Origin of the sequence: Amycolatopsis sp. cg9, from assembly GCF_041346945.1 — a bacterium.
In the GTDB taxonomy this organism is placed as follows: Bacteria; Actinomycetota; Actinomycetes; order Mycobacteriales; family Pseudonocardiaceae; genus Amycolatopsis.
In genome coordinates, this window is the sequence record NZ_CP166850.1 from 3,611,669 (window position 1) to 3,632,035 (window position 20,367).

Below are 20,367 nucleotides of genomic sequence, written 5' to 3' on the forward strand. Positions count from 1 at the left end.
GCGGCCTTCACGGGGTGGGGCGTGCTACACGGTCAACGTCCAGGAGGACAGGTAACCGGTGTCGGCGGGGCCGACGTCTCGGATGCGGAGCTGCCACGCGCCGTTCGCGGCCTCGGACGAGGCGTTCACGGTGTAGGTGGTGTCGATGTTCGGGGTGGAGTCGCTGCTGGAGTTCTTCAGCCGGTAGGCGGTGCCGTCCGGCGCGACCAGGTCGAGGACCAGGTCACCGCGGTAGGTGTGGGTGATGTGCACCTCGACCTTGGTGGTGCCGGACGCGTTGCGGGCACAGCCGCTGACGGTGCTGGTGCTGGTGACCGCGCTCGCCGGGTAGTCCGGGATGTCCAGGCGGGTCGAGTTGGTCACCGGGGCGCACGACGAGGTGGTCCCGACGGTCAGCGTGTACTGCGCCGTGTGGTCGGTGGTGGCCCCGTCGGTGGTGATGGTGATCGGGTAGCTGCCGGTCGGGGTCGACGCGGTCGTCGCGATGGTCAGCGTCGAGCTGGCGCCCGACTGGATCGTCGCCGGGTTGAACGTCGCGGTCGCGCCGGCGGGGAGACCCGACGCCGACAGGGTGATCGACTGGGCGGCGCCCGAGGTGATCGTGGTGCTGAGCGTGGTGGTCGCCGAGGCGCCCGGCTGCACCGAACCCGAAGCCGGGTTCAGCGCGACCGAGTAGTCCGCGCCGCCGCCGCTGCACGACGTCGGCTCACCGGTCGCGGCCGTGACGGAGACGGCGTCCCACGCGGCCTTGGTGGTGTTGTACTCGGTGCAGCTGCCCGGGAAGAGCGCGATCGCGGCTTCGAGGGTCGCCTTGCGGGCGGCCTTGTGGTTCCACGACGAGGTCTTCTTCAGCAGGCCGTTGTAGAAGATCTTGCCGGCCTTCTGGATGCCGACGCCGGTGACCGAAGAGTTGTTGCAGGTCGGGCTGGCCGGCTTGCCGCCACCCGGGTTCGAGCCCTCGGCCAGCAGGTAGAACCAGTGGTTCTGCGGGCCGGCGGCCGCGTGCACCTCGGTGCTCGGGATCGACGACGAGTAGCAGTTCGGGTCGCCGACCTTGGACGGCTGGTACATGTAGCGGATCGGGCCCTGGCCGACCAGGTTGACGCCCTCGCCGACCTCGTAGTCCGGGGTGTCCTTGGCGTTGTTCGCGTACGCCTCGGTCAGCGCGCCGAAGATGTCACCGGTGGACTCGTTCATGCCGCCGTTCTCGTTGCCGGAACCGGCACCGCCCGGGGTGAACTGGAAGATGCCGTGGCCGAACTCGTGGCCGACGACGTCCATCGAGGTGGCCTGGCGCTGGTTGTCCTGCGAGTGCCCGAAGTGGGTCGAGGAGCCGTTCCAGTAGGCGTTGACGTCGGAGAGGCCCACCGAAGCCGGGTAGCCGGTTCCGCTGCCGTTGATGCCGTTGCGGCCCAGCCAGTCGGCGAGCATCTTCCACTCGGTCTGGACGCCGTAGAGCGTGTCGACGCAGGCGGTTTCGAGGTCGGTGCCGGAGCCGTTGCCCCACGCGTTGTCGGGGCCGCTGTAGACGGAACCGCCCTCGCGGCCGCAGCTGATGCCGGTGCGGCCCGGGTCGCGCATCGTGTACGTGCTGCCGGACTGCGTCGTGTCGATGGAGACGTTGCCGACGTAGTAGCTGTTGCCGGTGCCGGCGACGTTCACCGTGCCCGGCTGGGCCTGCGTCCGGGCGCCCGAGGAGAACGTCTTCACGTCGTCCCGCTTGTCGAGCACCGCGCCGGTCGCCGCGTCGACGAACACGTGGAGGTTGCTGGGTGCCGTGGCGGTGCGCCCGGCGACGACGACCTCGTAGGCGAGCTTCGGGCTCGTCCCCGCCAGCACGACCTTCTCCGGCGAGCTCACACTGTCCACAGTGGCCAGTTGGGCGCGCGCGGTGGCCGCGGCCTTCGCGGCGTCGACGAGGGCCTGCGTCCCGACGGCGATCGGAGCGGTCTCGGCGGCGCTGGTGCCGCGCACCCGCCCGGCCCCGTCGGCGACGACGACCGCGTCCCCGCCCACGACCCGCAGGCCCTGGTAGGTCCGCTGGTAGGCGCCGTAGAACAGGCCGCCGCCACCGGCGGTCAGGCCGACGCGCTGGAAGGCTTCGGCCGGCCCGCGCTTGAGGGCGTCGAGGCCGTTCGCGGCGGCCTGGTCGGCCGCGCGGGCCGCGGCCACGTCCGGGGCTGCGGGCTGTGCTTGGGGAGTCGCGCTCGCCGGGGTCACCGGTAGCGCGAGCGTCATGGCGAACCCGGCGGCGGCCGCCAAGCCCGTCCTGAACCCACGATGGGTCATCGAGGTCAACCTTTCATGAAGGCAGAATCGTGGTCCGGTAAGGGAAAGAGGGGAGACGTGTCCGGCGGGTCAACACGAGGTATGCGTCCGGACGCATCCGAGTAAAGGATCAGCGGATCTGGGCGTCAATGCGCCGAACGGACCAACGCCGCGTTCCGGATTCTCGGATCAATTCGTACAAAGCCCGCCGCAGCAGGGGATTCACGGTGTGTTCCGTGCCGGAACGACTTTCGTAGGGATTGTCCCCGACACCATCCGAACGCCGGACGATCTCGATCATCGGGAATCGTTAGTGCTGCAAAGGAAAACGTTGTCGTGCCTGCTCAGTCGGCTTCCGCGCCCAGCGCGATGAGGCCGTCGCGCAGCACGTCCGCCGCCTCCGCCTGCTTCCCGGTCTCGCCGAGCAGCTCGCTCAACGGCCGCAGCGCGCGCACCAGCACCCCGCGTGCGCCCAAGCCGGTGGCCAGCTCGACGGCGGCGCGCAGGTCCTCGGCCGCGCGCCGGGCGTCCCCGCGGGCCCTGGCCAGCGAACCCAGCTGCAGCCGCAGTTCCGCGGCCAGCGCCGTGCCCGCCACGACCGAAGGGCGGACCTGGTCGAGCAGCGTGGCCGCCGTCTCCAGCCGGCCCGCCGCCAGGTATTCGGCGGCGAGCTCGACGGTGATCGCCGGGACGTCGTCCGGCCACGCCGTCTCCCGCGCCGCGCCGAGGTCGGCCAGCGCGCCCTCGACGTCGCCCGCGCGGCCGCGGACCCGGGCCCTGGCCAGCAGGCAGTGCGCCATCGCCGGGTGCAGGGCCCGCTCCTGCATGAGGTCGTAGGCCGCGGCGACCGACGCGGCCGCGTCGGCGAACCGGTCGGCCGCCAGGTGGCTGCGGCACACCTCGACGTGGCTGCGGGTCAGCTCGGCCAGCACCGCGGGACCGCCCCGGGTGAGCCGCAGCGCCGAATCCGCGTACTCCGACGCCCGCTCCAGGTCGCCCTGGCGCAGGTGCCGCTCGGCCAGGCAGGCCCGCAGGGTGAGCAGCATCGACGGCTGCGGGTAGCCGTCGCGCAGCAGCTCCGCGTGGCAGGTTTCCAGCAGGTGCAAGGAATACTGCGATTCGCCCCAGCCGCTGAGCACCGCCGCGCGCAGCGGCACGACCATCGCGCGCACCGGCGGCGGCTCGCCCGACAACGCCGATTCGGCCTCCGCGACGTACTTGGTGCGGACGTCGCCCGTCGAGTACCCGGCCAGCCACAGCAGCGCGATCCCGGCCTGCCGCGGCCGGTCGAGGCGTTCGGCGTGCCGGCGGATCCGCTGCATGCGGGGCGCCGCGCGGCGGACGTCGCCGGCCAGGAACCGCTCCGCCGTCTCGATCAGGTCGAGGTCGAGTTCGAGCAGCTCGCGCGGGGAGCGGCCGCCGAGCAGCTCGTCGGGGTCGACGGCGAGCTGCCGGGCGAAGAACCGCAGCGCGTCGCCCGAGGGCGTCCGCGCGCCGGTTTCGACCGACGACACGTAGGCCGCGGAGTACTGCGGCCCGGCGAGCTGGCGCTGCGTGAGCCCGCGTTCGGTGCGCAGCTCACGCAGGCGTTCGCCGACGCTCTCGCTCACTCAGGTGCCTTTCCGCCGTGGACGTTCCAGGGTAGGCCGCGCGGTGGCGGGGGAGTCGCCCGCCACCGCGCGACCGGGATCAGCAGGTGCCGCTGTCGCTCCACACGGCCCACGAGGTGGGCGCGCCGGGCTCGGCACCGGTCGAGTACCACAGGGACGTCCACTTGTGACCGTTGTGGCCGACGACGTCGTTGGGCACGTACGCCTTCGCCACGTCCCACTCGGCGAGGCCGTCGCAGCCGGTCGGCGGGGTGCCGGTGCCGACGGTCAGCGAGAACTGCGCGCTGTGGTCGGCGTCGGGCCCGTCGCCGGAGACCGTCACCTGGCTGGTGCCCTGCGGCGTGCTCGCCGAGGTGGTGATGGTCAGCGTGGCGGTGCCGCCGGACTGGACGCTCGCCGGGCTGATCGTCGCCTTCGCGCCCTCGGGCAGGCCGCTGGCCAGCAGCTGGACGGTCTGGGCGGTGCCCGACGTCACCCGGGTGGTGATGGTCGTGGTCGCCGTCTGTCCGGGCTGGACGGACGCCGAGGTCGGCGACAGCGTCAGCGAGTAGTCGTTGCCGGCCGGCGGCTGGCCGCTGCACGTCGGCTCACCGCTGACCGCGGGGACGCTCACCGCGTCCCAGGCGGCCTTGGTGGAGTTGAACTCGGTGCAGCTGCCGGGGAACAGCGCGATCGCCGCTTCCAGCGTGGCCTTGCGGGCCGCGCGGTGGTTCCACGACGACGTCTTCTTCAGCAGGCCGTTGTAGAAGATCTTGCCGGCCTTCTGGATGCCGACGCCGGTGACGCTCGAGTTGTTGCACGTCGGGCTGGTCGGCCCGCCGGACCCGTTGCTGCCCTGGGAAAGCAGGTAGAACCAGTGGTTCTGCGGGCCGGCCGCCGCGTGCACCTCGGTGCTCGGGATCGACGACGAGTAGCAGTTCGGGTCGCCGATCTGGCCCGGGTTGTACATGTAGCGGATCGGGCCCTGGCCGACCAGGTTGACGCCTTCGCCGACGGTGAAGTCCGGGGTGTCGACCGGGTTGTTGGCGTAGTACTCGGTCAGCGCGCCGAAGATGTCGCCGGTGGACTCGTTGAGGCCGCCGTTCTCGTTGCCGGAACCCGCGCCGCCCGGGGTGGTCTGGAAGATGGCGTGCCCGTACTCGTGGCCGACGACGTCCATCGGGGTCGCCTGGCGGCGGTTGTCCTGCGAGTGCCCGAAGTGCGTCGACGAGCCGTCCCAGTAGGCGTTGACGTCGTTGAGGCCGACGCTCGCGCGGAAGCCGCCGCCGGCCCCGTCGATGCCGTTGCGGCCGAGCCAGTCGTTGAGCATCTTCCACTCGGTCTGGACGCTGTAGAGCGTGTCGACGCAGCCGGTTTCGAGGTCGGTGCCGGAGCCGTTGCCCCAGCTGTTGCTGCTCTTGGTGAAGATCGAGCCGCCCTCGCGGCCGCAGGCGATGCCGCGGCGGGCCGGGTCGGTCATCGAGTAGGAGCTGCCGGAGCCGGACGTGTCGATCGAGACCGTCCCGGCGTAGTACGAGTTGCCGGTGCCCGCCTCGCGGACGTCGTCCCGGGTGTCGAGGACGGCGCCGGTCGCGCTGTCGACGAAGACGTGCAGCTTGGTCGGGTGGCCGCCGGTGCGGCCGCTGACGACCACCTCGTAGGCGAGCTTGGGGGCGTCCCCGGCCAGCACGACCAGCTTCGGCGTCTCGGTCTTGTCCACTGTGGACACCTTGGCCGTTGCGATCTTGGCCGCCTGCGCGGCGTTCAGCGTGGCCTGGGTGCCGACGGTGATCGGCGCGGTTGCGGCGGCTTCGGTGCCGCGGACGCGCCCGGCCCCGTCGGCGACGACGACCGCGTCCCCGCCGACGACCGGCAGGCCGTGGTAGGTGCGCTGGTAGGAGGCGAAGTAGAGCCCGCCGCCACCCGGGGTGACCCCGGTGCGGACGAAGGCCTCCCCGGCGCCCTTGGCGAGCCGGTCGGCGCCACTGAGGGCGGCCTGGTCGGCGGCTCGCGCGGCGAGCGCCTCGGGTGGGGTGGCGACGGGAGGTGCGGAGGCGGCGGCCGGGATCACCGGCACCGCGAAACTCAGGGCCAGGCCGGCGATCGCCGCCAGCCCTCGTGGGGATCTCATGGGGAACCTTTCCGGGGACCGTGGGGAGTGTGTCCGCCGGAATAACTGCTGTTATTGCGCCGGACGCGTCCGAGTAAAGGGTTCCGGTCGTGCGCCGGTCAATGGGCCGGATGGCGTAGTGGTGGCCGGGGAAGATCGCGGCGTTCGGGGCAAAACCGCAGGAAACGGCAGGGGTGCGGACTGGTCTGAACCAATTCACAGACTTTCGTAGGAATTTGGTTCCGGTCCGGACCACCGAGACCGGTGGTCCGGCGAATCAGCCTTCGGTGCCCGCCGCCGAATCGAGGCCGCGGCGGTAGGCCTCGATGGCCTCGGCCAGATGACCACGTTGTCGGAGCGCGTCGCCGAGCCGCAACGACGTCGAGACCGCCGCCCCGTGCAGGGAAGCCCCCCGCTGGATCTCCGCCGCTTCGCGCAGCAGCCGGATCGCCGTCTCCGGGTCGCCCTGGGCCAGTGCGATCTGCCCGCGCAGGCCGGTCGCCTCGCCCAGCGCCTCGACGTCGCGGGCCAGCAGCGGCCAGACTTCCGAAACCAGTGCCGCCGCTTCGTCGGGCGCGCCCTGGCGGAGGCGGACCTCGGCCAGCTCGACCGTCGCGCCGGCCAGGCCTTCGTCGGAACCGATCGCCGCCAGCTGGTCGCGCGCCTCCGTCAGCTCCGAGCGGGCTTCGGTGAGCCGGCCCAACCGCCGCAGGAGGTAGCCGCGGGCCCAGCGGCAGCGGGCCGCGTCGCGGTCGAAGCCCACCGACGCGAACAGCCGGCACGCCTCCGTCAGGTCTCGCAGCGCCCGGTCCGCGCGCCCGATCGCCTGCCACACCTGCGATGCCTGGCGGTGGAAGCGCGCCACGAAGTCCGGCCGGGTGGCCGCGCGCGCCAGGCGCCGTCCGTCCTCGGCCGCGCGGCGGGCGCGGTGCAGGCCGCCCATCTCCATCAGCGGGTGGATCAACGCGCTGAGCAGGCACAGCTCCGCGTCCGGGTCGGCCGGTCCCGAAGCCAGCTCGGCCTCGACGCGCGCGATCGCCGTGCCCGCGTCACCGCTCAGGTACCGGCAGCCGGACCAGCGGTGCACGATCATCGCCCGCAGCCACGGCGGCGCCGCGCCCGCCAGCTCCTCCGCGTGCTCCAGCTCCGCCTGCGCACCGGCGACGTCGAAGAGCTGCCACTTCACCTCGGCCCGGCAGAACCGCGCGTAGCACTCGACGTCGTCGAGGTGGTAGCCGGCGGCCTGCTTCGCCACGGCGGCGAACCGCGTCTCCGCGTCGGCGACGCGGCCCTGCTCCAGGTCGCGGTAGCCCTCGTCCAGCGATGCGTGCAGCTCGTCCGCGACACCCGAGGGCCGGCCGAACCGCAGCTCGTCGACGGTCAGCCCGAAGCGTTCGGCCAGGTAGGCCAGCATCTCGCCGGACGGCGGCCTGCTGCCGGTCTCGACCTTCGCCAGGAAGCCGCGGTCGTAGCCGGGCTCGGCGAGCTCGCGCTGGGTCCACCCACGGTCGGTGCGCAACCGCCGGATCCGCGCGCCGAGCGGTTCGGTCATCTCCCCACGGTAGGTCATCGGCGCCGCCGTCGCGGAAACGGACATATTGACGCCCCGGCCGCCGCCAGGCTAGCGTTCGGGCGACATTAAATAGGAAACTTTCCTAACAAAGCGGAGGCCGATCATGCGCCTGCTTCCCCTCGCGACGGCGGCCGCGCTCGCCGTGCCCCTCGCCGCCGCCCCGGCCGAGGCCGCAACCCCGGCTGAGGTGCGCGTCGACCAAGTCGGCTACGCGCTGGGGGAGGCGAAGCACGCGTACCTGCTCGGGGGCGCGCCGGGGACGTTCACCGTCGTCGACGAGCGCGGGCACCCCGTCCGGAAGGGGCGCACCGGCCCGAGCCTTGGCGCCTGGAACGCCCGTTACCCGGCGGTGTTCGACCTCGATCTGTCCACTCTGGACCGGCCGGGCACCTACCGGGTCGAGGCCGCGGGCGCGACGTCGCCGCCGTTCCGGATCGACACCGCGAGCCGGCTGTTCCGGCCGCTCGTGCGCGCCACCACCGAGTTCTTCCAAGCCCAGCGCGACGGCCACGACGTCATCCCCGGCCGCCTCGACCGCAAGCCGTCGCACCTGGCCGACCGGACGGCGACCGTCTACGCGGAGCCGAAGTTCGCCGGCGAGGGCGGCGACGAAATCGTCGAACCGCTGAAGCCCCAGGGCGGCCCGGTCGACGTCGAAGGCGGCTGGGTCGACGCCGGCGACTTCGTGAAGTTCACGTCCAACACCGCGTACTCGCTGGCCGAACTGGGTTTCGTGCTGCGCGAGGACCCCGACCCGGTGCTGGCGAAGGAGGTCCGGTTCGGCCTCGACTGGCTCGACAAGGTGTGGGACGGCCGGACCAAGACCCTCTACGCTCAGGTCGGCATCGGCACCGGCAGCGAGGAGTTCGGCTTCCTCGGCGACCACGACGTCTGGCGCAACCCGCAGGACGACGACGCGCTCGACGTCGGGCCCGGCGACCCGGCCTACTTCGTCAAGCACCGCCCGGTGTTCCCGGCCGGTCCGGCGGGCGCGCCGCTGTCGCCGAACCTCGCCGGCCGCGTCGCCGCGGCGTTCGCGCTCGGCGCGCAGGTGTACGCGCACCGCGACCCGCGGCTCGCCCGCCACTACCTGGCCGAAGCCGCGGCGGTGTTCGGCCAGGCCAAGACGGCCGGTGTCGGCGAGCTCGTCACCGCATTCCCGCACGCCTACTACCCGGAGTCGTCCTGGGAAGATGACCTGGAGCTGGGCGCGACGCAGCTCGCCCTCGCCGCCCGGGCGGTGAAGGACCCGCGCGCGACCGGCTGGGCCCGCGACGCGGCGAAGTGGGCGAAGGCGTACATCGGCAGCGGCGACACCAGCACGTTGAACCTCTACGACACCAGCGCGCTCGCCCACGCCGACCTCGCCGGCCTGCTGCGCACCGGCGTCCCCGGCGCCGCGCTCGGCGCCGGGGAACTGGCCGCGGACCTGCGGCGCCAGCTCGACTCCGGCGTCGAGGCGGCGAAGAAGAGTCCATTCCGGACAGCAGTCGCCGTCACCGACTTCGACGCCGCCGGCAAGAGCTTCGGCTTCGCCGCCACCGCGCGGCTCTACCAGCGCGTCACCGGCGACACCCGCTACGCCGCGTTCGGCGCGCGGCAACGGGACTTCACCCTAGGGGCCAACGCCTGGGGCGTCTCGCTGGTGGTCGGTGTCGGCACCACGTCGCCGCGGTGCCCCCACCACCAGGCCGCGAACCTCGCCGGCCCGTCGAAGGTGCTCCACGGCGCGGTCGTGAACGGCCCGAACGGCGCGGACAACTTCGCCGACCTGCCGTTCCCCGCGGGAGCCAGGGAGTGCACCCGTCCGTATGAATCCTTCGACGGGCAGGGAAGCCGCTACGCCGACGACTTGAGTTCATGGCCCAGCAACGAGCCGGCCATCGACTTCACCTCGACGGCGCTCTTGGCGTTCTCGCTGGCGGGCAGGCCGTAGCATGGGGAAGTGAGCGATCAGTCTGAATGGCCGGACGGCCAGTACCCCGAACGCCCGGTGGAGCGGCACAAGGGCCCGGTCGTGCTGCGCCGCGACCGCCGCGACCAGGGCAGCACCACCGACCAGCGGCTCCTGGATTCGCGTGGCCCGAGCGACTGGGTGCACACCGACCCGTGGCGCGTCCTGCGCATCCAGGCCGAGTTCGTCGAGGGGTTCGGCGCGCTCGCCGAGGTCCCGCGCGCGGTCACGGTGTTCGGCTCGGCCCGCACCAAGCGCGACAACCCGGAGTACGAGCTCGGCCGCAAGATCGGCGGCGCACTGGCCAACGCGGGCTTCGCCGTGATGACCGGCGGCGGGCCGGGCGCGATGGAGGCGGTCAACCGCGGCGCGGCCGAGGCCGGCGGCTTCTCCGTCGGGCTCGGCATCGAGCTGCCGTTCGAGCAGGGCCTGAACCCGTGGGTAGACCTCGGCGTCAACTTCCGGTACTTCTTCGCCCGCAAGACGATGTTCATCAAGTATTCGCAGGCCTTCATCTGCCTGCCCGGCGGCTTCGGCACGCTCGACGAGCTGTTCGAGGCGCTGACGCTGGTGCAGACCAAGAAGGTCACGAAGTTCCCGGTGGTGCTGTTCGGCAGCGACTACTGGGGCGGCCTCTACGACTGGATCGCCAAGACCGTGCAGGCCGAGGGCAAGATCAGCCCGCACGACCTCGACCTGCTGCACGTCACCGACGACATCGACGACGCCGTCCGCGTGGTCCAGGAGTCCTACCAGGCTTGGGAGGACACCCACTGATGAGCCGGATCTGCGTGTTCTGCGGCTCCTCCATGGGGTTCTCGCCGCGCTACGCCGAGCAGGCGGCGGCGCTCGGCAAGCTGCTGGCCCAGCGCGGCATCGGGCTGGTCTACGGCGGCGCGAGCGTCGGCACGATGGGCGTGGTCGCCGACGCGGCCCTCGCGGCGGGTGGCGAAGTGATCGGGGTGATCCCGGAGGCGCTGTCGAGCGTCGAGATCTCCCACGCCGGCCTGTCCGAGCTGCACGTCGTGGCGGACATGCACGAGCGCAAGGCCAAGATGGCGGCCCTGTCCGACGGCTTCCTGGCGCTGCCGGGCGGCGCGGGCACCCTGGAGGAGCTGTTCGAGGTCTGGACGTGGGCCCAGCTGGGCCTGCACGGCAAGCCGATCGGCCTGGTCGACGTGGACGGCTACTACGGCCCGCTGCTCGCCTTCGCCGACCACATGGTGACCGAAGGGTTCGTCAAGCCGGAGTACCGGCAGCTCCTGATGGCCGACGCCGACGCGGCGGTGCTGCTGGACCGGTTCGAGACCTACGTTCCCCCGGCCCCGCCGAAGTGGGCCAAGGAACCGCCGGGCATCTGACGCCGGGGCCCGGCGTCAGGCGACCCCTTCGCTCGGCCGCTTGTGGTAGGTGTCCACGTACTCCTGGCCCGAGATCTCCAGGATCGCGTACATCACCTCGTCGGTGACCGACCGGCGGATCGCCGGCGCGTAGTCCTGGCCCTCGTAGCGCGAGAAGTCCAGTGGCTTGCCGAACGTGATGGAGATCTTCGCGGGCCGGGGGATCTTCGCGCCCTTCGGCTGGAGGTGCTCGGTGCCGGTCAGCGCGACCGGCACCACCTTCGCGCCGGTCGCCAGCGCCAGGGCCGCGACGCCGGTGTGGCCGCGGTGCAGCCGGCCGTCCAGCGACCGGGTGCCCTCCGGGTAGATCGCGAAGACGCCGCCCGCGTCGAGGACCTTGCGGGCCGCTTCGAGCGCGGCGAGCCCGGCCTGGGCGTTGCCGCGCTCGACCGGGACGTAGCCGAGGCCGCCGAGGAAGCCGGCCAGCGCCTTGCCCTTGAGGCCCTTGCCGACGAAGTACTCCGCCTTGCCGAGGAACTTGACCTGCCGCGGCGTCGTGAACGTGATCACGCCGGTGTCGAGCGCAGCCCGGTGGTTGGCCGCCAGCAGCACCGGGCCCGTGGCGGGCACGTTCTCCACGCCGTGCACCTCGGGCCGGTACAGCGCCCTGGCCAGCGGCCCCAGCACGAAGCGGACAAGCTGCGCGATCAAGTGGTCCTCCTCCTCGGTGGCGGTGACACCAGCATGGCACGATCGTTACTCGTGAGTTGGTTCGAGCGGCGTACGTGGCAGGAGCCCGGTTGGACGCCCGAGGACATCGTGACCGCGAAGGGTGACCGCACGGTTTCCGTCGTGCTACCGGCCCTCGACGAGGAGCGGACCGTGGGTGCCGTCGTCGCGTCGGTCCGCCCCCTGGTCGGTTCGGTCGTCGACGAGCTCGTCGTCGTGGACTCGGGTTCCACGGACGCGACGGTCGAAACCGCCGAGGCCGCGGGCGCCCGGGTGGTCCGCCGCGAGGACGTGCTGCCGGACCTGCCGCCGGTCCCCGGCAAGGGCGAGGTGCTGTGGCGCTCGCTGGCCGCCACCAGCGGCGACCTCGTCGTCTTCCTCGACTCCGACCTGGTCGACCCGGACCCGGCGTTCGTGCCGTCGCTGCTCGGGCCGCTGGTCACCGAGCCCGGTGTGCACCTGGTCAAGGGCTTCTACCGCCGCCCGCTGCGGCTGGAGAGCAGCGGCGGCGGGCGCGTCACCGAGCTGCTGGCGCGGCCGGTGCTCTCGGCGCTGCGCCCCGCGCTCGGCGGGCTGGTCCAGCCCCTCGGCGGCGAGTACGCGGGCACCCGCGAGTTCCTCGAATCGGTGCCGTTCGCCGCCGGGTACGGCGTCGAGATCGGGCTGCTCCTCGACGCCGAGGCGCGCTACGGCCTCGACGGGCTCGCCCAGGTCAACCTCGGCGTCCGCAAGCACCGGAACCGGTCGCTGCCCCAGCTGGGCGTGATGTCCCGGCAGATACTGGGCACGGCGCTGGAGCGCTGCGGGGTCCCGGCCGCCGACGCGCCGTTCACGCAGTTCGTCCAGGTCGACGAGGAGTGGCTGCCGGACGTCACGGACGTCCGGGTCGCCGATCGGCCGCCGATGCGGGAAGTGCTCGCCCGTCCTCGAGGGTGAGGACCTCGTCGAAGCCGTCCAGGTGCTCGGGCCGGTGGGTGACCAGGACGACCGTGCCCTTCGCGTGCGCGAGGACGTTCTTGAGGACGGCGTCGCCGTGCGCGGGGTCGAGACCTTCGACGGGCTCGTCGAGCACCAGGACCGGCGGGGCCGCCAGGACCGCGCGGGCCAGGACCAGCCGCTGCCGCTGACCGCCGGAGAGGGCGTCGCCGTCCGGGCCGGTCGCGCGGTCGAGGCCCAGGTCGAACCCGGCGACCGCGCAGGCTTCCCGCAGCTCGTCGTCGGTGGCGGCCGGCTTCGCGAGCAGGAGGTTCTCGCGGACGGTCGTGGAGAAGACGTGCGCGTCGGCTTCGGCGCCCGAGATGACCTTCGACAGGTCCGCGTATTCGCCGAGCGGGTGGCCGTCGAGGAGCACGCGGCCTTCGGTGGGGGTCCGGCTGCCGAGCAGCAGGCGGAGCAGCGTCGTCTTGCCGGCGCCGCTGGGGCCGAGGATCCCGACGCGCCTGCCGGGCGGCAGGTCGAGGTCGACGTGCTGCAGCGCCGGGGCTCGGCCCGGGTGGCGGACGCCGGCGTTTTCGAGCCTGAAGTGTCCTTTTTCCGGCGTCCGGGTGCCCTTCGGCGTGGGCGGCTGGGCCAGGACGGCCCGCACCCGGGCGGCCGACGCGCGGATTTCCGGCACCCGCCGGGCGGCGCCGATCAGCGGGAGGACGACCTCGAAGCTCGTCATGGCGGCCAGGGTGAGCGCGGCGGTCCAGGGCACGGAGGCGTCGGCCAGCAGCGCGACGGCGACGGTGGTGCCCAGCTGGACGAGCACCCCGGCGGCGCCGAGCAGCGCGGACGTGCCCGAGGTGGCCCGCTCGCCGTCGGCGATCTCGCCGGCGACACCGGTCGCCCGCGCCCGGTGCTCGGCCAGCGCACCGGCGGCGACGAGCTCCCGGTGCCCGGTGACGAGCTCGACCGCGCGCTCGGCCAGTTCGGCCCGCTTCGGGGCGCTTTCGGCCGCGGCCCGTGCGGTGGCGCGGACGACCAGCCAGGGGAGCACCCCACCCGCGACGACCAGCCCGGCGGCGAGCGCGACGGCGGCGCTCACGGAGGCGGTGGCCGTGACGGCGACGGCGGCGCTCCCCACGAGCGCGGCGACCCCCGCGGGCAGCAGCCACCGCAGGACCGCGTCCTGCAGCGCGTCCACATCGGACACGAGCCGGGTGACGAGGTCGCCGCCGGAGTACCGCGAACCGGGCGCGAGGGCCTGGTAGACGCGGGTGCGCAGGCCCCCGAGCCACCGCAGGACGACTTCGTGCCCGGCGAGGCGCTCGGCGTACCGGAGCCCACCCCGGAGCAGCGCGAGCGTCCGCACCCCGACGATGGCGAGGGTCAGCGCCCCGAGCGGCGGCCGTTCGGCGGCGCGCAGCAACAGCCAGGCGGCGGTGGCCATGAGCGCGAGGGCGGCGAGTTCGGCCCCGGCACCGAGGAGGGCGGCGCGGACGAGGCGCATGGTGTCCTTTGTGGACACAGCCCAGATCGTCCTTTTGCCCGGAGTCGTGACGGCGCGGTTCACGCGGTCACCTCCGGCAGCCCAAGCGCCCCAATGTGGCGTTGGTTGCGTTCAACGCACCGAACGCCACATTGGGTGCGCTGGACGCACCGAACGCCACATTGGGGCGCTCGGGTCGTGTGGCTCACGCGGTCACCTCCGTGCGGATCCGGCCGTCGCGGAGTTCGACCACCCGGTCGGCCAGTGCCAGCAGCGCCGGTCGGTGGGCGACGAGCACCGCGGTGCGGTCGGGCAGCAGCCGCCGGGTCGCCGAGAGCACCGTCTCTTCCGTCCGGGAGTCCAGCCTGGTCGTCGGCTCGTCGAGCAACAGCAGACCCGCCGACGTCCGGGCGAGTGCCCGTGCCAGGCCGACCCGCTGTCGCTGGCCTGCCGACAGGCCTTCGCCCAGCTCGCCCACCTGGGTCGCGTAGCCCGCGGGCAGGCCCGCCGCCACGGAGTCCAAGGCCGCGGCGCGGGCGGCGGCCGGGACGTCCGCGGACGGCAGGCCCAGCGCGACGTTCTCCGCCAGCGTCCCGCGGAACAGCGTCGGCCGCTGGGGCACCCAGGCCACCTCGGCGAGCCAGTCGGCGGGCGACAGCGATCGCAGGTCGACCCCGTCGACGAGCACCCGCCCCGACGACGGCGGCACGAACCCCAGCAGCACCGCCAGCAGCGTGCTCTTCCCGGACCCGCTCGGCCCCACCACGGCGATCCGCGCGCCCGCGGGCACCGTCAAGTCCACTTCGGACAACGCCGGAACGCCGTCGTGGCAGACCGAAACCCGTTCCAGGACCAGCGAAGGCGCGCCCCGGCGCCGGGTGGCCGTCGCCGACCGGGGGGACACCACCGGTGCCGCGAGGGCCTCCCGCAGCGCCGTCAAGCCCTCGGCCGCCGCGTGGAACTTCGCGCCCGCCGCGCGCAGCGGCAGGTAGGCCTCCGGGGCGAGCACGAGCACCAGCATCGCCGTCCGGGCGTCGAGGCCGCCGTCCAGGAGGCGGAAGCCGATCGGCACCGCGACCAGCGCCACCGACATCGTCGCCACCAGCTCCAGCACCAGCGCCGAAAGGAACGCGATCCGCAGCGTCTTCATCGTCGCATCGGCGTGCGCGGCGGCCATCGACCGGACCGTCGACGCCTGTGCCGCCGCCCGGCCGAACAGCCGGAGCGTCCCCAGTCCCCGCACCACGTCGAGGAAGTGGCCGCCCAGCTCGGTCAGCAGCGACCACTGCCGCTCGGTGCGCGTCGCGGTGTGCTTGCCGACCAGGATCGCGAAGACCGGGATCAGCGGCAGCGTCGCCGTGACGACCAGCGCCGACACCAGGTCCGTCGTGAACAGCCGCACGATCACCGCGGCCGGCACCACCACCGACACGACCAGGGATGGCAGGTACCCGGTCAGGTAGCCGTCCGTGGCGTCGACCCCGCGCGTCACCTGCGTGGCGACGACGCCCGCGCGGTCGGCGCGGGACTCGAGCAACCGGCGGCGCAGACCGTCGCGCACCGAGGCCGCGAACCGTCCACTCAGGACGCCGTGGCCCCACGAGAGCAGTACTCGCGCGGCGATCGCGACGACCAGGACCAGTGGGACACCGTCACCGGTGAGCAGCGTGGCGAGGCCTTCGGCCTGCAGGAGCACCGACGCGGCGGTGCACACCCCGAGCGCGGCCAGCACGGCCAGGTAGCGCCGGAGTCCGGGCAGAGCGGGCACGGCGTTCCCCCTAGAAGTGCAGCAGCGAGCGCTGGTCGACGGGGTGGCGGTGGGCGCGCCAGGTCAGCCACTGCACGACCAGCAGCACCAGCAGCGACGGCGGCGCGAACCAGGCCAGCACCGCGAACGTTCCCGGTGCCGTCGCCGCCTGCTCGACCGTCAGCGCGTAGCCGGGCGAGACCAGCACCGCGGGGAACCTCAGCGTGCCGGCCAGCAGGGCCGGGCAGGCGGACAGCACCATGGAGCCGAGCAGCGCGACCCGGTAGCGCTTCGCGGAAATCCCGAGCCGGGTGACGGCGAGGGCGGCGAACGCCAGCACCGCGACACCCACGCCGAGCGCGGTCACGCCGTCGAGCGCGAAGGCGCCCCACCCCGTCGCGATCACGAGGAACGCGAGCACGGGCGCGGTGAAGGCGCGGGCCAGCCGCACCGCGCGCCCGGTCAGCTCGGCCGGGGCGCGCACCGCGAGGAACGCCGCGCCCTGCAAGGCGAACAGGGCGACGAACCCGAGTCCCCACAACACGGCGTACGGGCTGAAGAGCGCGAGGACGTCACCGGACGGCGAGCCGTCGGCGGCCAGCGGCAGTCCGGTCACGAGGTTGCCGAGGAACAGGCCCCACGACAGCGCCGTGACCAGCGCGCCGCCGACGATGCCCGCGGTCCAGGCACCGCGCCGCGCGTCCGGGCGGCGGCTGCGCAGCTGCATCGACGCCGTGAACGTGACCAGGCCGAGCAGCAGCGTCACGACCAGGACGTAGGCCCCGGCGAACACCTTGCCCTCCAGGTGCGGGAACGCGCCGAACAGCAGTCCGACCGCCGCGACCAGCCACACCTCGTTGGCCAGGAAGAACGGGCCGAGCGCGCCGAGCGTCTGGCGCCTTCGCCGCTCGCCGGTTTCGAAGGCGGGCAGGAGCAGGCCGACGCCGTAGTCGTAGCCCGCGAGCGCGAAGTACCCGCAGGTCAGCAGGCCGAGCACGCACCACCAGAAGGTCGCCACCGGTCAGACTCCGCTCAGGACGGGCTGCCCGGCGGGCTCGTCGACCGGGTCCGGGCCGAGCTTGGCGACCCGCGCCATGAGCACCCAGTCGGCCACCGCGAGCGCGGCGAACAGCAGTGAGAAAGCGATGAAGGAGAACAGGATCTGGCCCGCCGGGACGTCCGCGACGGCGTCGGCGGTGCGCAGCTTCCCCCAGACCAGCCAGGGCTGGCGGCCGAGCTCGCGCACCAGCCAGCCCATGATCGAGGCGAGGAACGGCAGCGGGATCGCCGCGACCATCAGGTAGTGCAGGAACCGGGCCTTGGTGAGCCAGTTCCGGAACAGCAGCAGCGTGCCCAGCAGCGAGCAGAGCAGCATCGCGAACGCGATCATGATCATCAGGCCCAGCGGGAGCCCGACCGCGCCCGTCTTGAGCTTGTCGGGCTGGTACTTCGCGAGCTCCCCGAACTGCGCGAAGCCCTGGTTGATCACGAAGATCGAGCCGATCAGCGCCGTGACCACGCCGAGGCGCATCGAGCGGCGGAAGAACCCGACCTCGGTGGTGCGCTTGAGGAAGTGGTAAGCGCTGACGCCGACCACGAAGAACCCGCCGGTCACCAGCGCGGCGCCGACGACGTGCGGCAGCGACGCGATCAGCGCCGGGTTCGAGAACAGCGCGCCGAAGTCGTCGAGGTGCAGGGTGCCGCCCTCGAGCCGGCTGCCGACCGGGTTCTGCAGGAACGAGTTGGCCAGCATGATGAACAGCGCCGACGCGTACGCGGTCAGCGTGACCAGCCAGATCAGCGCCAGGTGCGGCCACTTGCCGAGCCGCCCGAAGCCGAAGATCCACAGGCCGAGGAAGGTCGACTCCAGGAAGAACGCGACCAGCGTCTCAATGGCCAGCGGCGCGCCGAAGACGTCGCCCGCGAATGCGGAAAGGCCGGTCCACGTCAGCCCGAACTGGAATTCCATCACGATTCCGGTGACGATCCCCAGCGCGTAGTTGATCACGTATAAGCGACCCCAGAAGCGGGTCATCCGCAGCAGTTCGGGCTTGCCGCCGACCGCCGCGCGCGTCTGCATCACGGCCACCATCGTGACCAACCCCAGCGTGAGCAGCACGAACAGGAAGTGGAACGAAGTCGTCGTCGCGAACTGGAGTCTCGCGACCGGGAGTGCGTCCATGGCGCCCGACTATATACGTAGGCTGTCTACATGTAGCCACCAAATCCATGAGATCCGGGTCATCTCCGGGAAATCCCCGGGTGTGCCCCCTGCGTCCGGCCAATAGCCTCTCCGGGGTGGGATGCGTAGACTGCGTACCTATGAAGGCGGACACCTTGCGCGGGCACCTCGACGCGTTGCTGCTGGCGGTGCTCGACGGCCGGAAGCTCCACGGCTACGCGATCATCGAGGCGCTCCAGCTGCGCAGCGACGGCGCGCTCGACCTGCCGACCGGCACGGTCTACCCGGCGCTGCGCCGGCTCGAGCGGGCCGGCTGGCTGGCCAGCGAGTGGGACGTCGTCTCCGGTCGCAAGCGGCGCACCTACCGGCTCACCCGCTCCGGCCAGCAGGCCCTGGCCGCCGAACGCGCCGAGTGGCGGGAGTTCACGACGGTCATCGGGGGAGTGCTGGGGGCATGATCGACGAGTACCTGGGGGACCTCGACCGCAGGCTGCACGGCTGCGGCCGGTTCAAGGCCGACCTGCTGGAAGAGGCCCGCGACGGCCTGCACGACGCCGCCGACGCGTACCGCGCGGGCGGCTGGAGCGACGAGGACGCCGAGCGCCGCGCGGTCGCCGACTTCGGCCCGGCGGCCGTCGTCGCCCGCGACTACCAGGCCGAGCTCGGCATGCTCAGCGGCGTCCGGACGCTGTGGAAGCTCGTCATCGGCGTCCCGGCGATGCAGATCGCGTGGGACTACGCCCGGATCCTCACCTTCGGCGAATGGACGAGGATCTCGACGCCGACGCCGGAGTGGTACAAGGTCGTCACGCACGTCACCCACGGCGCGGTGTTCGTCGTGCCGGTGATCGGCGTGCTCGCGCTGCTCGGCATCCGCTGGCTGAGCCGGCGCCTCGACGGGTCCGGGCTCGCGCGGTTCTGCGGCATCCTCATCGCGCTCGCGGTCGGCGTCAACCTGGCCTCGGTCGGGCTGCTGATCGGCGCGACCGGGTTCGTGGACGCGTCACGGCTGTTCTTGAGCGTCCCGTGCGCGGTGCTGATGGTCGCCTGGGTGCTGCTTTCGCTGCGGCTCGTCGTGCTCGCGAGACGATCCTGGGGTGGGTATGCCACGATCGTCGCGTGACGACCGCGCTGATCTACCTCGTAGTCATGCTGCTGGTGGCCGCCGTGGTGTTCCTGCTGGCCGCCGTGGTCTTCGGCCGGGGTGAGGAGCTCGCCCCGCTGCCGCCGGGCAGCTCGCCGACGCGGCTGCCCGCCGAGGACATCACCGGCGAGGACCTGACCGAGGTCCGCTTCCAGCTGGTGCTGCGCGGCTACAAGATGTCCGAAGTGGACTGGGTGCTGCGGCGCCTCGGCGTCGAGCTCGACGAGCTGCGCGCCCGGGTCGCCGAGCTGGAGCAGCGCGAGCGCGAGCGGGAGAGTTCGCCCGAAGGCGCCCAGTGACGGATCTGATCCTGTCGGTCGACGTGCGCGCGCCGGCCGGGACGACCTGGCTCGCGCTCACCGACTGGACGCGCCAGGGCGAGTGGATGCTCGGCACCGAGGTCGAGGTCGTCGAGGGCAACGGCCGCAGCGTCGGGTCGCGCCTGCAGGCGTTCACCGGCGTGGCCGGCATCGGGTTCACGGACGAGATGGAGATCACGAGCTGGGAGCCGCCGGTGCGGTGCGCGGTCCGGCACCTCGGGAGCGTCGTGCAGGGCACCGGCGTGTTCCAGGTGGTGCCGAAGGGCGCGACGCGCTCGACGTTCGTCTGGGCCGAGCACCTGCGCCTGCCGTTCGGGCCGCTGGGCCGGCTCGGCTGGCCGGTGGTGCGGCCGGCGTTCGCGCTGGGCGTGCGCCAGTCGCTGCGGCGGTTCGCCCGGTTCGCGGAGGACTATTCGGTGGGTGGGGATGACTGAGCTGTTCGGCACCGACGGCGTCCCGCGGTGCAGCTGGGGCAATTCGGCCCCGGACTACGTGGCCTACCACGACGAGGAGTGGGGCGTGCCGCTCCACGGCCAGGACGAGCTGTACGAGCGGCTGTGCCTCGAGTCGTTCCAGTCGGGGCTCTCGTGGATCACGATCCTGCGCAAGCGCGAGAACTTCCGGAAGGCGTTCAAGCGGTTCAAGCCGGCGAAGGTGGCGAAGTTCGGCGACGCCGACGTCGAGCGGCTGATGCAGGACGCGTCGATCGTGCGGAACCGGGCCAAGATCCTGGCCGCGATCAAGAACGCGCAGGCGATCGCTTCGCTGGACACCCCGCTGGACGACCTGCTGTGGTCGTTCGCGCCCTCGTCGCACAAGCGGCCGGCGACGATGGCCGACGTCCCGGCCATCACCGACGAGTCCAAGGCGATGGCCAAGGAACTGAAGAAGCGCGGCTTCGTCTTCCTCGGCCCGACCACGTGCTACGCGCTGATGCAGGCCACCGGCATGGTCGACGACCACGTCGAGGGCTGCTTCCGGGCCGCGTGACCCGGAAGCAG

19 protein-coding genes are annotated in these 20,367 nt (G+C 72.5%); 9 read left to right on the forward strand and 10 right to left on the reverse strand.

Going from position 1 to position 20,367, the window contains the following annotated elements; all coding sequences use genetic code 11:
- Positions 1 to 24: 24 nt before the first annotated feature.
- The 5 genes from AB5J73_RS17480 to AB5J73_RS17500 form a co-directional block, all read right to left on the reverse strand.
- Positions 25 to 2,289: a M4 family metallopeptidase gene (locus AB5J73_RS17480; RefSeq protein WP_370970739.1), complete on the reverse strand. Its 2,265-nt coding sequence runs from the start codon at positions 2,287 to 2,289 to the stop codon at positions 25 to 27.
- A 109-nt stretch (positions 2,290 to 2,398) separates the two neighbouring features.
- Positions 2,399 to 2,569 carry a hypothetical protein gene (locus tag AB5J73_RS17485; RefSeq protein WP_370970740.1) on the reverse strand — a complete coding sequence of 57 codons (171 nt, stop codon included), beginning with the start codon at positions 2,567 to 2,569 and terminating at the stop codon, positions 2,399 to 2,401.
- A 43-nt stretch (positions 2,570 to 2,612) separates the two neighbouring features.
- On the reverse strand, positions 2,613 to 3,878 hold the full coding sequence (locus AB5J73_RS17490) for a helix-turn-helix domain-containing protein (protein ID WP_370970741.1): 1,266 nt from the start codon (positions 3,876 to 3,878) through the stop codon (positions 2,613 to 2,615).
- Between the two features lie 79 nt (positions 3,879 to 3,957).
- Positions 3,958 to 5,988 carry a M4 family metallopeptidase gene (locus AB5J73_RS17495; RefSeq protein WP_370970742.1) on the reverse strand — a complete coding sequence of 677 codons (2,031 nt, stop codon included), beginning with the start codon at positions 5,986 to 5,988 and terminating at the stop codon, positions 3,958 to 3,960.
- Between the two features lie 256 nt (positions 5,989 to 6,244).
- Entirely contained in the window at positions 6,245 to 7,537 is a 1,293-nt protein-coding gene (locus AB5J73_RS17500; protein WP_370970743.1) for a tetratricopeptide repeat protein, read from the reverse strand.
- A 106-nt stretch (positions 7,538 to 7,643) separates the two neighbouring features.
- Between AB5J73_RS17500 and AB5J73_RS17505 the strand changes: the two genes are divergently transcribed.
- From AB5J73_RS17505 to AB5J73_RS17515, 3 genes are read left to right on the forward strand one after another with little or no spacing between them, the layout of a single operon-like run.
- Positions 7,644 to 9,476: a glycoside hydrolase family 9 protein gene (locus AB5J73_RS17505; RefSeq protein ID WP_370970744.1), complete on the forward strand. Its 1,833-nt coding sequence runs from the start codon at positions 7,644 to 7,646 to the stop codon at positions 9,474 to 9,476.
- A gap of 9 nt (positions 9,477 to 9,485) precedes the next feature.
- The gene (locus AB5J73_RS17510) at positions 9,486 to 10,271 is read left to right on the forward strand and encodes a TIGR00730 family Rossman fold protein (protein WP_086860961.1); all 786 of its coding nucleotides are present in this window, start codon (positions 9,486 to 9,488) and stop codon (positions 10,269 to 10,271) included.
- Positions 10,271 to 10,855 carry a TIGR00730 family Rossman fold protein gene (locus AB5J73_RS17515; protein ID WP_370970745.1) on the forward strand — a complete coding sequence of 195 codons (585 nt, stop codon included), beginning with the start codon at positions 10,271 to 10,273 and terminating at the stop codon, positions 10,853 to 10,855. Before AB5J73_RS17510 ends, AB5J73_RS17515 begins: the two co-directional genes overlap by 1 nt.
- A gap of 15 nt (positions 10,856 to 10,870) precedes the next feature.
- Here the strand turns inward: AB5J73_RS17515 and AB5J73_RS17520 are convergent, their stop codons facing one another.
- Positions 10,871 to 11,545, reverse strand: a complete 675-nt coding sequence (locus tag AB5J73_RS17520; protein WP_370970746.1) for a lysophospholipid acyltransferase family protein — start codon at positions 11,543 to 11,545, stop codon at positions 10,871 to 10,873.
- Positions 11,546 to 11,596: 51 nt separating this feature from the next.
- Here AB5J73_RS17520 and AB5J73_RS17525 point away from each other — a divergent pair, with 51 nt between their 5' ends.
- Positions 11,597 to 12,499, forward strand: coding sequence for a glucosyl-3-phosphoglycerate synthase (locus AB5J73_RS17525; protein ID WP_370970747.1), 903 nt, complete (start codon positions 11,597 to 11,599; stop codon positions 12,497 to 12,499).
- Here the strand turns inward: AB5J73_RS17525 and cydC are convergent.
- The 4 genes from cydC to AB5J73_RS17545 form a co-directional block, all read right to left on the reverse strand.
- The gene (gene cydC, locus AB5J73_RS17530) at positions 12,435 to 13,994 is read right to left on the reverse strand and encodes a thiol reductant ABC exporter subunit CydC (RefSeq protein WP_370973217.1); all 1,560 of its coding nucleotides are present in this window, start codon (positions 13,992 to 13,994) and stop codon (positions 12,435 to 12,437) included. The genes AB5J73_RS17525 and cydC overlap by 65 nt on opposite strands.
- Positions 13,995 to 14,178: 184 nt before the next feature.
- Positions 14,179 to 15,741 carry a thiol reductant ABC exporter subunit CydD gene (gene cydD / locus AB5J73_RS17535; protein WP_370970748.1) on the reverse strand — a complete coding sequence of 521 codons (1,563 nt, stop codon included), beginning with the start codon at positions 15,739 to 15,741 and terminating at the stop codon, positions 14,179 to 14,181.
- Positions 15,742 to 15,751: 10 nt separating this feature from the next.
- Positions 15,752 to 16,738 (reverse strand): cytochrome d ubiquinol oxidase subunit II, encoded by a 987-nt coding sequence (locus tag AB5J73_RS17540; protein WP_370970749.1) that lies wholly within the window; start codon positions 16,736 to 16,738, stop codon positions 15,752 to 15,754.
- A 3-nt stretch (positions 16,739 to 16,741) separates the two neighbouring features.
- A complete protein-coding gene (locus AB5J73_RS17545) occupies positions 16,742 to 17,902 on the reverse strand; it encodes a cytochrome ubiquinol oxidase subunit I (RefSeq protein ID WP_370970750.1) in 1,161 nt (386 codons plus the stop codon).
- A 140-nt stretch (positions 17,903 to 18,042) separates the two neighbouring features.
- Here AB5J73_RS17545 and AB5J73_RS17550 point away from each other — a divergent pair, with 140 nt between their 5' ends.
- From AB5J73_RS17550 to AB5J73_RS17570, 5 genes are read left to right on the forward strand one after another with little or no spacing between them, the layout of a single operon-like run.
- Positions 18,043 to 18,360, forward strand: a complete 318-nt coding sequence (locus AB5J73_RS17550; RefSeq protein WP_125307115.1) for a helix-turn-helix transcriptional regulator — start codon at positions 18,043 to 18,045, stop codon at positions 18,358 to 18,360.
- Positions 18,357 to 19,025 carry a permease prefix domain 1-containing protein gene (locus AB5J73_RS17555; protein WP_370970751.1) on the forward strand — a complete coding sequence of 223 codons (669 nt, stop codon included), beginning with the start codon at positions 18,357 to 18,359 and terminating at the stop codon, positions 19,023 to 19,025. The genes AB5J73_RS17550 and AB5J73_RS17555 overlap by 4 nt, the downstream gene beginning before the upstream one ends.
- Positions 19,022 to 19,345 (forward strand): DivIVA domain-containing protein, encoded by a 324-nt coding sequence (locus tag AB5J73_RS17560; protein ID WP_370970752.1) that lies wholly within the window; start codon positions 19,022 to 19,024, stop codon positions 19,343 to 19,345. Before AB5J73_RS17555 ends, AB5J73_RS17560 begins: the two co-directional genes overlap by 4 nt.
- Positions 19,342 to 19,800 carry an SRPBCC family protein gene (locus AB5J73_RS17565; protein ID WP_370970753.1) on the forward strand — a complete coding sequence of 153 codons (459 nt, stop codon included), beginning with the start codon at positions 19,342 to 19,344 and terminating at the stop codon, positions 19,798 to 19,800. The genes AB5J73_RS17560 and AB5J73_RS17565 overlap by 4 nt, the downstream gene beginning before the upstream one ends.
- Positions 19,793 to 20,356 (forward strand): DNA-3-methyladenine glycosylase I, encoded by a 564-nt coding sequence (locus AB5J73_RS17570; RefSeq protein WP_370970754.1) that lies wholly within the window; start codon positions 19,793 to 19,795, stop codon positions 20,354 to 20,356. The genes AB5J73_RS17565 and AB5J73_RS17570 overlap by 8 nt, the downstream gene beginning before the upstream one ends.
- Positions 20,357 to 20,367 lie beyond the last annotated feature (11 nt).